The 12,116-nt window shown below is 49.8% G+C and carries 11 protein-coding genes; 9 read left to right on the top strand and 2 right to left on the bottom strand.

Annotation, left to right across the window (positions count from 1 at the left end; all coding sequences use genetic code 11):
• Window positions 1–177: 177 nt before the first annotated feature.
• A complete protein-coding gene (locus O4H47_RS13055; protein WP_269394438.1) occupies window positions 178–585 on the top strand; it encodes a tellurite resistance TerB family protein in 408 nt (135 codons plus the stop codon).
• A gap of 135 nt (window positions 586–720) precedes the next feature.
• Window positions 721–1,584 carry a sterol desaturase family protein gene (locus O4H47_RS13050; protein ID WP_269394437.1) on the top strand — a complete coding sequence of 288 codons (864 nt, stop codon included), beginning with the start codon at window positions 721–723 and terminating at the stop codon, window positions 1,582–1,584.
• On the opposite strand, the gene O4H47_RS13045 is transcribed toward O4H47_RS13050, so the two are convergent.
• Window positions 1,578–2,357: a transporter substrate-binding domain-containing protein gene (locus tag O4H47_RS13045; protein WP_269394436.1), complete on the bottom strand. Its 780-nt coding sequence runs from the start codon at window positions 2,355–2,357 to the stop codon at window positions 1,578–1,580. The two genes, O4H47_RS13050 and O4H47_RS13045, sit on opposite strands and share 7 nt — an antisense overlap.
• 147 nt (window positions 2,358–2,504) lie before the next feature.
• Between O4H47_RS13045 and O4H47_RS13040 the strand changes: the two genes are divergently transcribed.
• From O4H47_RS13040 to O4H47_RS13020, 5 genes are all read left to right on the top strand, one after another.
• Complete coding sequence (locus O4H47_RS13040) at window positions 2,505–4,397, top strand: glycosyltransferase (RefSeq protein WP_269394435.1); 1,893 nt, start codon at window positions 2,505–2,507, stop codon at window positions 4,395–4,397.
• Between the two features lie 3 nt (window positions 4,398–4,400).
• On the top strand, window positions 4,401–5,030 hold the full coding sequence (locus tag O4H47_RS13035) for a GntR family transcriptional regulator (protein WP_269394434.1): 630 nt from the start codon (window positions 4,401–4,403) through the stop codon (window positions 5,028–5,030).
• Between the two features lie 149 nt (window positions 5,031–5,179).
• Window positions 5,180–5,923, top strand: coding sequence for a hypothetical protein (locus O4H47_RS13030; protein ID WP_269394433.1), 744 nt, complete (start codon window positions 5,180–5,182; stop codon window positions 5,921–5,923).
• Window positions 5,924–5,983: 60 nt separating this feature from the next.
• A complete protein-coding gene (locus O4H47_RS13025) occupies window positions 5,984–6,631 on the top strand; it encodes a hypothetical protein (protein WP_269394432.1) in 648 nt (215 codons plus the stop codon).
• Complete coding sequence (locus tag O4H47_RS13020; protein ID WP_269394431.1) at window positions 6,628–7,578, top strand: P1 family peptidase; 951 nt, start codon at window positions 6,628–6,630, stop codon at window positions 7,576–7,578. The genes O4H47_RS13025 and O4H47_RS13020 overlap by 4 nt, the downstream gene beginning before the upstream one ends.
• Here the strand turns inward: O4H47_RS13020 and O4H47_RS13015 are convergent, their stop codons facing one another.
• On the bottom strand, window positions 7,579–8,883 hold the full coding sequence (locus O4H47_RS13015; protein WP_269394430.1) for a DUF3422 domain-containing protein: 1,305 nt from the start codon (window positions 8,881–8,883) through the stop codon (window positions 7,579–7,581). It abuts the gene before it with no gap.
• A gap of 201 nt (window positions 8,884–9,084) precedes the next feature.
• Here O4H47_RS13015 and ilvA point away from each other — a divergent pair, with 201 nt between their 5' ends.
• A complete protein-coding gene (gene ilvA / locus O4H47_RS13010) occupies window positions 9,085–10,341 on the top strand; it encodes a threonine ammonia-lyase IlvA (protein WP_269394764.1) in 1,257 nt (418 codons plus the stop codon).
• Window positions 10,342–10,389: 48 nt separating this feature from the next.
• Window positions 10,390–12,111 (top strand): sensor histidine kinase, encoded by a 1,722-nt coding sequence (locus O4H47_RS13005; protein WP_269394429.1) that lies wholly within the window; start codon window positions 10,390–10,392, stop codon window positions 12,109–12,111.
• The last annotated feature ends 5 nt before the right edge of the window (window positions 12,112–12,116 follow it).

Raw genomic sequence — 12,116 nt, 5'->3', positions numbered from 1 at the left:
CATGCTTGTTTAAAGCTTCTTGAAAAACCAGCATTTCACGCGATTTCGCACACCTTTGCAACATCGTCAATGGCGCTCATTCCACTGGCTATCCAAATAGTTCGCATTGCGGCTTGTATTTGGGCTAAATCGCCCCTAGTTTTTGGGCCAACATCAATACAATAAGTGAGGGCTCAAATGTCACTTTCGCCGCAAGAAGCACTGGTCTACATCATGGTGATGGTTTCAGCATCAGATCGCCGCATGTCCGATGAAGAGCTGGGCCGGATCGGCTCCGTCGTGCGCAACCTTCCCGTGTTCCGCGATTTCTCCCAAGAAGCCCTCACCTTTGTCTGTGGCCAATGCGCCGATGCATTGGACGACGACAACGGCATGAACAATGTGCTGCACCTAATTGCAGATACCATTCCAGCCAAATTGCGCGACACCGCCTATGCGGTAGCGGTAGAGATTGCAGCTGCTGATTTAGACATCCGCCCCGAAGAAGTGCGCATTTTGGAATTATTGCGCGGCCACTTAAAAATCAACAAGCTAACATCAGCGGCAATTGAACTTGCGGCCCAAGCCCGTCACCGCATTGTCTAAAAAAGGCAACATCGGCACCTGTTTAGACCGCCCATGTGGCGGTCTTTTTTTGCGCATCACAAACTTTTGCGTGCGGTGTGACTAGCTTCTCCCAACCCTCACATATATAAGAAAATCCATATATAGGAGTTTGTTGTGGAAGAGTTGGGTTTTAGTGAAGGCATTTGGCGCTTTGGCAGTTTTGTCGCCATCTTCGCACTGATGGTCATTCTGGAAGCCTTTTGGCCAAGGCGCAAAAGGCGCCATTCCCGTGTGCGCCGCTGGGCCACAAATATCGGCATCATGGCATCAAGCTATCTAACGGTCTCTCTGCTCACACTGGTGCTGGCGAATTTGTTGGTTCCCATTTCCGCCCTCTTGGCCGCAATTTATGCCAAGCAATGGGGCTTTGGCCTGTTTAATTGGCTAGATTTGCCCATATGGCTTGAGTGGATGATGGCATTTCTAATTCTAGACTTTGTTATCTGGGGCCAACATTGGGCCACCCACAAAATCCCAATTTTATGGCGATTGCATCGCGTACACCATTCCGATCACGACCTTGATGCATCCAGCGCTATTCGATTTCACCCACTCGAAATTGTCTTTTCAATTTTCGTCAAAGCCGCAGCGGTGGTGATATTGGGCGCGCCCGCTGTTTTGGTGGTAATATTTGAAGGCGTGGTCAATGGTACCGCCTTGTTCAACCATGCGAATTACAAACTACCCATTTGGCTAGATCGCATCATTCGCCCAGTTTTGGTCACACCGGATATGCACCGGGTCCACCACTCGATTGAAGTTGGTGAAACAAATTCAAACTATGGTTTTGCATTGAGCATTTGGGATCGTCTTTTCAACACTTACATCGATCAACCCGCAGCAGGGCATGACAAAATGATTGTCGGCCTTAAGGAGTATCAAGGTGACGGACCGCAGAACTTTGTCTGGTCTATCTGGTTTCCTTTCGTGAACAAGAAACCAAAAAAAATTGAAACCCAAGAGACTGAAAATCAATAAAACCCAATGGGGAACCATTTGAGGTAAAGCTCATCAAGTTTTCCCGAAACAGCCAATCGACGCAACCCTATGTTGATGGCGCGCAATGTGTCGTTCTTGTCCTTTGAAACGGCAATCCCAAGCCCCGCGCCAAAATGCTCAACGCTGAAATAGGCAGCCCCCGCGAAATCGCAACATTCATTTTGATTGAGCCAAAATGAGGCGCGCATACCGTCCACAAAACCCAAATCTATGGTGCCTGCGTCTACCCCTTTGAGCACGTCCAATTCGCTATCAAATGGCAAAGCAACCAAGTTAGAAAAATTTCGTTTTAAATACTCGTGGTGAGAAGAATTGCGCCGAACACCCACGACGCCCGATAACTTGTGCGGGTTAAACTCCGCCAACGCACCCCTTTCTTTTCGTCCAACAAAACGGGCTGGCAGTTGCAAATAGCTTTGTGAAAAACCAAACAAGCGCCCATTTTCGGCATCTATGCTCAGACCGGCGATAATTGCATCGCCTTGTCCCTCTTCTAAAGCTTTGGGCAATTGCGCCCACGGCCAACTTTGCAACGTGCAATCAACCTCAAGTTCAGCACACAGCGCCTGCGCAAGTTCAACATTGTACCCCACAACGTCGCCACTGGCCTCTTTGAAGTTGAAAGGAGGAAAGTCAGGCGAAGTCAAAAACCGAATGGACGGCACAAGCGACATGTCGAGCGTATCGTCATAGGCAGATGGGTCAAAGTGATTTGGCAGCGTCTGTGCCAACCCTAGCGAAACCAATTGCACAAAAATTGCGCCCCCAAAAAGGGAGGCACGGGCAAAATGAAAAAGGTGCTGAAACATATGCTCAATTCGGACTTTGACTCGTGGCGAAAACTTGGTCACATTATGTTTTATATTTTTTGTAATGCAATTTTTTAAGTGATTTAGTTTGTGGATGGTTTGAACGAACCTTTGGGCGCTGCCCTTTTGCGTCGCATATTTAAAGAATATTTTCAAAGCGATTGGACAGCGCTATTTGCGTTGCGCAAAGCAACGGCTGCGAATGTTGATCCCCTTAGATTTTGTGCTGGCCAGTTTAACCTACCCGAACAAGACATCTATCGCCGTGCCGCCAAGGCATTGGAGTTGGCCTTTAGTGATCAAATCCCTCCTCTCGCGGTGAACGCGCTTCATGCGGACAATATCGATCAATTGAAATCTGTTGCCAGTTTGCGTGGCCGCATGCTCGACCGGGATGTGTTGTTCATCGCACCCGATTTTTGGCGGTGTGTTGAGTTGGCCAAGCGCATTAGCGAAAAACCCCAATTGCGCAGCCAATTGTGTGTTGTCCCGCCCAAAGCACTGCGCCGTGCGTTTGTTTTTCAGCAAAGCACAGCGCTTTATGAAAGTGCCATCACTCGATTGGCAAAAAAATGGCCCTTTGCAAGCGCACACCTGGGCCTTTCAAAACTCACGCGCTATAGTTTCCTCGCAGTGGTTTTGGCCATCGCGCTCAGTGTGTTCTTTCCCTTGGGATGGTTTCAGCCTATTGCCACGATTTTGATGGGCATATTGTTTCTATTGCCAGCAGCATTTCGCCTCAGCTCCGCTATTAACGGTCGAATTGTAAAGCGCATGGCCGAAAAACACCTTTTGGGCGACAACCAATTGCCAGTTTACACCATCATCATCCCCTTGCGAGACGAGGCGGTTCTTGTGGAGCAACTGGTTCGTGCCATGCGCGCGCTAAATTACCCGGCCGAAAAACTCGATGTGAAATTTGTCGTTGAGGCAACGTCAAAAAAGACCATCAAAGCCATCGAACCCTTTTTGCACGATATTCGATTTGAGTTGATCCCCGTGCCCGACAGCGAACCGCGCACCAAACCCAAAGCCGTCAACTTTGCCCTGCCATTTGCACGAGGTGAACATTTGGTGATTTTTGACGCGGAAGATATACCTGAACCAAACCAATTACGCATCGCAGCAACCATGTTCGCGCGCCATGCAAATCTTGAGTGTTTGCAAGCAGAGCTTGTCATTGATAACGCGAACGAAAATCCACTCACGGCTTTGTTTGCCACAGAATATGCGGCCCAATTCGGCTTGATCATGCCAACGCTTGCACAATTTGACATGCCCATGCCCTTGGGCGGCACTTCCAATCATTTCCGCACCAAAACCCTGATCAACCTGGGTGCGTGGGACAGTTTTAACGTCACAGAAGATGCCGATCTAGGCATAAGACTGGCACGCAAAAAGCTAAAATCCGCGGTACTACCAAGCTATACGCGCGAGGAGGCCCCGATTAGCACTTGGCCGTGGATCAAGCAGCGCACCCGATGGATGAAGGGGTGGATGCAGACCCTATTGGTGCACAGTCGAAATCCAAAATCATTGATCAAACAACTTGGCCTTCTAAACGCTTTGATTTTCTACATATATGTCGGTGGCTTGGTATTTTCAGCGCCCTTGCATGGCTTATTTGTCGCCCAATTTCTATTGAACCTGAGTACGCAAAAGGCCATCATTCTCTCACATTACGCTCATCTAAACATCTATATGCTCATATTGATCACGGGCTATTTAAGCGCAATCAGCACCGCTTTTTTGGGGCTTTGGCACACGCGACAATTGCACCTGTTCGGATGGCAAGTCTTTTTGCCCTTCTATTGGTTACTCACCAGTTTTGCGACCTTGCGCGCTGCCTTTCAGCTGGCTGTGGCCCCCTTCTCTTGGGAAAAAACCACACACGCCCGCACCCAATTGCCAAGATATGACAGCAAACAAGACGCAAACGAAGATCAGACCTCGACAGAAGCGGCAAAATCAATTTATCTATAATTTATGGATCACCACAAACGTACCATCGTTGAAGACATTACAACGGCTTTGGCTGATCGCATTGTGCGCGGTGAATTGGCCCCCGACGAAAAATTGCGCCAAGACCATATTGCCGAAGAATTTGGTGCAAGCCATGTGCCCGTGCGCGAAGCATTTCGCCAACTCGAAGCGCGCGGCCTTGCAGTTAGCATTCCACGCCGGGGTGTGCGGGTGTCCACCTTTGACGTCACAGAGGCCAAAGAGGTTGCGGAAATGCGCTCCGTGCTCGAGGTGTTGGCCCTGCGCCATGCCTTCCCGCACCTCACAGCGCACACATTTATGCTGGCGCAACAAGCAATTGGCGAAGGCGAAAAGGCCCAAGACATTTATACATGGGAAGACGCGAACCAGCGTTTTCACCGCACGATTGTGGCAGATTGTAAAATGCCAAAACTACTCGCAACGCTTGACGACTTACATGTGGCCAGCGCCCGCTTTTTGTTCGCCACGTGGAAATCGAAATGGGAGACGCGGATCGAGCACGATCACCGCACGATCATTAAAGCACTTAAAAATGGCGATATAGAAAATGCGGCCAAAGTGCTCGAACGCCACGTCAAACTAACAGGGCGCAAACTCAGCTCGTTTTTGTAGATTTTTTCAAATGCGCTACCAAAACTGTACCACCCCGAAATATACATCCGCCTTGCTGTGATAATACGTGCACCATAAGCTGGTGCTGTCACATTGTCCAAGTTGCGCAACATGCGTCCGACGAGGTTTCAATGGACAAAGGAGGCTGCATGACTGAACCAAGCTACAGCTGGATGACCATCCATTTGGCAAAGTTTCCAATTGCCCATTCCATCACGGACACCAGTTTTGACGGTCCAACAACAGCACAAGTCTGGCGTTGCGGACCAGATTCGCCGATTGGCGATGACGGCTTTCGCACGGAGGTCAGCGATATTTGGTGCGCCCTTGGGTTCTACAATGATCAAGAAGCCGCATTGCACGGATTAAACGAAGCCGCGAACAGTTTGGACTTTACCAATTTAGCAACACAAAGCTGGCACGGATTGTTAGCTGTTGTGGCCCACCGCGGCGACGTTGATTTCTCCACAAAACACGAACCTCACCCTCACCTCGTGGCGCTTAAAACAGACCCACAAGGTGTAATGGCAGTCATGACCAGTGCAGGATATCAGGGGTTTGGCGAAGCTGACTTTGGCCGTGCACGAGACTTCGTAAAAAGAATAGAAGATGTTCGAACCTTCTACAAATCGTTGGGTTCAAATGTGTTGCGGCAGATATTCAACCCAATAGGCACACCAGATGGCGCATCCTTCACCCTCTGGCGCAACGATCCAGACATGTTAGCGGCAGCCTATAAGGACGGTACACATCGATCAATGATCGATCAACATAAGGCCCAGCCCATGTTCGACCGCAGTTCCTTTACCCGGTTTCGCCTACTCGAAAGCCGCGGAAGCTGGGATGGCATTGACCCGATGGAAGTTGCAAGATCGCACGCCCCTTCAGCTTGATCACCCATTGCATCTTTCAAGAACCCGTGTAAGCTCAAGCCTTTAAGCGGAAATTAGATCATGTCTATCTCGCTCACAGGACGAAAAAACCATAGCTTCACAATCGATATCAGCGAGGAAAATGCAGGCGCATCGCGCTTGGCTTTATTGCTGCCAGGCGTTGGTTATCGCTTGAAAAACCCCATGTTTTTCTTCGCGCGCCAGCTCTTGATTGACCACGGCTATACGATTGCGGGGGCCAACTATGCTTATGACAAGGTTGAAGGGTTTCGCGATTTCGGGTTTGACGAAATCATGAGCATATTGGCTGACGATGCCACCACCATCGGCAATGCCATTGCAGATTTGCCCAAGCATGACGAATTGCTCATTGTCGGCAAATCGCTGGGTACAGTCCTGATGGGCAATATGATTAAGCAGGGTTTCTTGCCAACGGCAAACCTTGCGTGGTTGACACCCTCATCAAAGGTCGACGCGGTATCAAACGAGATATTGGCAAATGCGCAAAGATCATTCATTTGCATTGGAACCGCGGACAAAGGGTTCGAGGAAGACAGATTTGCAAAATTCTCTCAAGCCGGCGCGACCATCTGTTTGTTGCCGGATTTGGCACATGTGCTGGAATGTGACAATGATGTGCCAAAATCTATCCTTGGTCACCACAAAATGATCATCGATCTCCAAAACTGGCTAAAGGCAATCGCGTGACCATCACCAACGATCTTGTTGAACTTTCTATTGAAGCCAATCGAAATGATCGTGGCCACCTCAAGTTTGATTTCCCAGAACTTAAAATCGGTACGGCGGATTACACATCTGCCCAAACAGGTTGCACCGTGTTCAGTTTCGAACAACGTGCAATGATGGTCTCCGACTGTCGAGGCGGAGCAATTGGCGCTATAGGCACCCATTATCCCGAAGTGGACGCCATCTGCTTTGCAGGTGGCTCTGCTTATGGCCAAGAAGCGATTTTGGGCGTTGGGGCTGAGATCCACAAGCGAGCGAACTATTCGACCGATTGGCAAGACATTGCTTTGGCGGCCGGTGCCATTATCTACGATTATCGTTTTCGCGAAAATGCCGTCTATCCCGACAAGGCCCTGGGCCGCGCGGCTCTAAATGCGGCGAAACCAAACCTGATTGCACAGGGAAATGTCGGCGCAGGCTTTAGTGCGAGCGCCGGAAAATGCCTTACAGAAGCCGGATATGAAGGCGAGCGAACGGGCCAAGGCGCAGCCTTTCGCCAAGTTGGTCAAACCAAGATCTTCATTGCCACTGTCCTCAATCCATTGGGTGCGATAGTGAACAAACAAGGCAAAGTGGTGCGCGGCAATTTGGCCCCAACAACTGGCGAGCGCGTTCACCTGCACGAACATGCAAATGGCACTGGTCCGGCAGGCAAGGGCAATACAACGCTAACACTAATGGTCACCAACCAACGTATGCCCCGCCAAGCGCTCAGCCAAGTTGCAAAGCAAGTCCACAGTTCAATGGCAAGGGGCATTCAACCTTTCCATACCGAGTTTGATGGCGATGTCTTTTACGCTGTAAGCACAGAACAAGTCAGCGACCCAAACCTTGCACCCTTCGCACTTGGTGCCATTGCATCGGAATTGGCATGGGATGCAATTTTGGCCGCCGCCAATGCAGACTAATTAGTCGGCCCTATGCCTATTCTTTATTGCTTGAATCCCAAACCAGCTGGCCAACAAAACAAACGGCGCGAGCAATCCAAGCATCATGGTTTTTGAAACGGGCAAATAGTCAGCAAACCCGGCCAAAACATACCCCAATATTCCAAGCGAATAATATGAAATAGCAATCGTTGAGAGCCCTTCAACAGTTGACTGTAATTTATATTGGCTCTTTGCCGTTTCCGAGATTGAACTTAAAACCTCTCGACTTTGGGATTGCATATCCACATTAATCCGCGCATCAAGCAATTGAATGGACCGCGCTATCTTGTTGTTCAGCGAGCGTTGCCGCTTTTCAGTCGCGCGACAGGTTGCCAACGCGGGGTCCACCCGGTTCGAAAGATAACGCGTGATCGTTGTGTGTTTTTCACTTTGCTCTTCTTCAATCCGGTCCAAACGGATTTGCAATACGTCACCATAAGCTTGACTGGCAGCAAATCGATAGGCCGTCGCATCAAGGCTTTGCCCAGCGCGAACCGAAAGAGAATGCAACATCCCCATAATGCGCTTACTGTCTTCAATGCTCGACACACAACCAATTTCTTCATTCAAGGCACTCAGCTCAGTTTCTAGCCCCCCAACTATGCGCGATTGAATTCGTGCATCCGCCAACCCAACCAACGCCATGGTGCGATAGGTATCAATTTCGAGTAACCGGCGCACCAAAATGCCCGTCTTGATAGAACTAAGCTGATGGATTGCAATTTCAAAACGCGTGAACCCATTTTCGTCGGTTTGAAAGTCCGTCCCAATTTGCGCATTGCCCACGCCAACGCGCGACAAGCACAAGCTTTTGGGTTCAAATCCCAATAGGGCAGACGGTGAGATCTCTTTGCGCTCGACAACATCTATCCGTGCGGCGGTTATGATGGGAAACTGCTTGAGGACTTCAAGACCAATTCCCTTAGGTCTAGCGCTTTTGTCATTTATCGGTGCATACCAGGTCAAAGTAACAAACTCGGTGTGCGCTTCCCACGTCACATCATAGCGCTCATTCGAAAAAGAAAACTGCCGCCAGTTCTTATCGGGCGGCTCAATGCCCACTTCACCACACCAGCCGTGCAATTGCGCGCTAACATAGGCCATTTGATCTGCCTGTCGACCGACCAAGAAAACAATACGCCGCGCTCGCAGTGGCGCCTGAAGCGGGGGAATAAGCCGCGCGTGAATTTCTTCCTGAATAGGCACACGCAAGGTGTGATCAAAAAAACTGTCTTCGCTCAACTCGCCGTCAAACGCATCAATGCTCTCGTCTTTGTTGCCCATATCCGATTTCCCCTGCCCCGATATATTGCAGCATGAAGACAAGCTCTCTCTTCAACAAGTACACATATTGTCATACCAGACCTCACCCAAATGCATAATTGGTCGTAGAACCAATTCGTCACCTTTGCGGTTTGTCACCAGCAAGGATCAGGTGTAGTGCTAGAAATTCAAACGAAACCGCTTGCACCAAGAGAAGACAAATTGACCAATTTCATCGACAATGTTGCCACAGCAAAAGAACGCATGTCCTCGATCCTTGATGCAACGCCCTGCCAAAAAAATGTCTATCTCAGCCAAAAATTTGACGCCAACATCTATCTCAAGCGAGAAGACTTAACCCCGGTGCGCTCCTATAAGCTGCGCGGCGCGTACAATTTCATCTCAAAGGCCCTGGACGAAAATCCTGAACACAAGGGCGCGTTTGTGTGCGCTTCTGCGGGCAATCACGCGCAAGGATTTGCCTTTTGTTGTGCGCACTTTGGCGTCAAGGGCACCATCTTCATGCCCGTCACCACACCGCAACAAAAAATCGACAAAACCCGTGCGTTTGGCGGCGCCAACATTGAAATCAAATTGATCGGTGATATTTTTGATCAATGTTATAGCGCGGCTCTTTCGTTCGCTGATGAGCAACGCGCCCTCATGGTGCCGCCGTTTGATCATGCCGATATTATCGAAGGTCAGGCCACTATAGCGCATGAGATTCTCGAGCAGTTGGATGGCGAACCGCTTGATCTGATCATCATGCCCGTGGGCGGGGGTGGCCTCGCTGCAGGGGTAACCGCCTACCTGACCCATACGTCGCCAAAAACCGAAATCCTTTTGGTTGAACCGCAGGGCGCGCCCAGTTTAAAAACCAGCTTGCAGCAAGGCAAGCGCGTGAAGCTTCAGGCAATCGACAATTTTGTCGACGGTGCTGCAGTCGCCCAAGTTGGTGCCCTTAATTTTGAAATGCTCGAGCATTTGCCAGCCGACATCGTGACTTTGGTGCCTGAAAATCGCCTATGCGCCACCATTGTTGAAATGCTCAACATAGAAGGCATGGTGTTAGAACCCGCTGGCGCTCTTTCCATTGACGTGCTGTCCGCGCTTCCCCCCGAAAAACTAAACGGCAAAAACATCGTTTGCGTCACGTCGGGAGGTAACTTTGATTTTGAGCGACTGCCCGAAGTCAAAGAAAAGGCGCTCAAATATTCTGGCCTCAAGAAATACTTCATTTTGCGCATGCCCCAGCGCCCCGGTGCACTGAAAGACTTCCTCAATATGCTCGGGCCACACGATGATATTGCGCGTTTTGAATATCTCAAGAAATCTGCGCGCAACTTTGGTACAGTTCTGATGGGCATTGAAACCAATGATCCAGCTAACTTTGAGGCTCTGAAGGCCAAATTGATTGAAGGTGATTTTGGTTTTCAGGACATAACAGAAAACGATCTGCTCTCCAGTTTGATCGTTTAAGTCTTGATTGATTTGACAAATGGCAAATATGGGCTTCAAGCTCCAAAAATGAGCAACGGCGAACACAATAGACGCACACCAGCCAAGACAATCCTTTACACTGCGCTCTTTGCGGCGTTGCTACTTGGTGGACTTCTTACGCTGTTTTTCGCTTCGTTTTCTGTTTTCAAAGCGGTTGAATTAGAGCGGGCAGAAGGCCGCGCGCAACTTTATCACTCCACTTTGTTGAGTGCGCTTGAGCGCCTAGAGCATCTGCCCTTTATTGTCGCGCAGGACCCAGCGGTTGTGCGCGCTTTGTCCCGGGGCGAGGTTGACGGGCTTAACCAACGACTTGAAGATTTTGCCCACCGCTCTAAAGCCGAAGCCATCTACGTCATGGATGAAAACGGGTGGACAATCGCTGCCTCCAACTATGCCCAAGAGATCAATTTCTTGGGCAAAAACTACGGTTTTCGTCCGTACTTTAAGGACGCAATGGCTGGCAAGCGCGGCGAGTTTTTCGCCATTGGCGCGACCACTTTCACACCTGGATACTTCATCGGCAACGCGGTCAGTGATGAAAGTGGAAATGCAATTGGAGTGGTGGCTCTAAAGATCGCGCTGAGTGAACTCACAGGCGCTTGGGCCGCTTCTGGTGACGATATTTTGGTCACCAACAAAGAGGGTATCGTCGTCTTCGCCACTTCAGATCAATGGCGCTATCACGCCACAACGGACCTAAGCGAAAACCAACGCATCGCCATTCAAAACAAGCAACAATTCGGCAAACAAGAATTGCTACCGTTAAATTGGGAACTGCGCCCCGATAGCGAAGTCCTGCTCGATGGAACAACATATCTCTACGCCAATAAAGATGTCGAACAACAAGGCTGGACCCTTTGGTACATCAAGCCAACATCTACCCTTTTTGAGCGCACCTGGTTTGTGATCATTCTGGCCACAATTGTTATGGCCGCCATGGGCATTGGTTTTATCACCTTTAGGTCAAATCAACTCCAGCGCGCGCTAAAAGCCTCACACGATGACCGGCAAAAACTGATCGTTGAAATAGAAGAACGCAAGGCAACAGAAATTCGTCTCGAACAAACAAGATCCGAATTGGCACGCACAAGCAAATTGGCCGCACTTGGCCAATTGGCCGCCTCTATCACCCACGAGTTAGGGCAGCCCATTTCCGCTATGCGCAACTACCTTGCAGCAGAGGAAATTTCCAGCGGCCATAAGCCCGGCGGTGTCATTGACCACCTCAACGGACTTGTGCGGCGCATGGAGAACATAACAAAGGAACTAAAGTTCTTTTCAATGCCCGGTGATAATAACACCGAGACGATCGATATTGCCGACCTGATCGACGGTGCGGTCGGCCTCACAAAACACGACCTTTCGAACAAACATATCGACTTGCACGTCATTGTACCAAAGGATTTGCCAGCAATCAGCGGCATGCGCCAACGATTGGAACAGGTGCTGGTCAACTTGATCCGCAATGCAATCGCTGCTCTGCAAGACCTGCAAAGTAAACGCATCGAAATTCGCGCCGTTTTACACGATGGGGCGATAAAAATTTCCGTACGCGACTGGGGCCATGGGCTGCGGGGACAAAGCATCGAACAACTGCAAGAACCCTTTCACACCAACAAACCTTCAGGTGAAGGCATGGGACTTGGTTTGGCCATTTCTGCTGCCATTGTTCGTGAACACAAAGGATTGCTCAGCGCCATCGATTGTGAAATAGGTGCAAAATTCACCGTTCAATTGCCCCTGACTTAAGGAAC

Source organism: Maritalea porphyrae (genome assembly GCF_027213965.1).
Classification (GTDB): Bacteria; Pseudomonadota; Alphaproteobacteria; order Rhizobiales; family Devosiaceae; genus Maritalea; species Maritalea porphyrae_A.
Note: the sequence above shows the minus strand (reverse complement) of the source record. Positions and strands in the feature narration are given on the sequence as shown.

Excerpts from the sequence above, each read along its gene's own strand:
- O4H47_RS13025 (WP_269394432.1), top strand. The coding sequence starts at position 5,984 with ATGTCTATCTCGCTCACAGGACGAAAAAACCATAGCTTCACAATCGAT.
- O4H47_RS13055 (WP_269394438.1), top strand. The coding sequence starts at position 178 with ATGTCACTTTCGCCGCAAGAAGCACTGGTCTACATCATGGTGATGGTT.
- O4H47_RS13030 (WP_269394433.1), top strand. The coding sequence starts at position 5,180 with ATGACTGAACCAAGCTACAGCTGGATGACCATCCATTTGGCAAAGTTT.
- O4H47_RS13015 (WP_269394430.1), bottom strand. The coding sequence starts at position 8,883 with ATGGGCAACAAAGACGAGAGCATTGATGCGTTTGACGGCGAGTTGAGC.
- O4H47_RS13005 (WP_269394429.1), top strand. The coding sequence starts at position 10,390 with ATGAGCAACGGCGAACACAATAGACGCACACCAGCCAAGACAATCCTT.
- O4H47_RS13035 (WP_269394434.1), top strand. The coding sequence starts at position 4,401 with ATGGATCACCACAAACGTACCATCGTTGAAGACATTACAACGGCTTTG.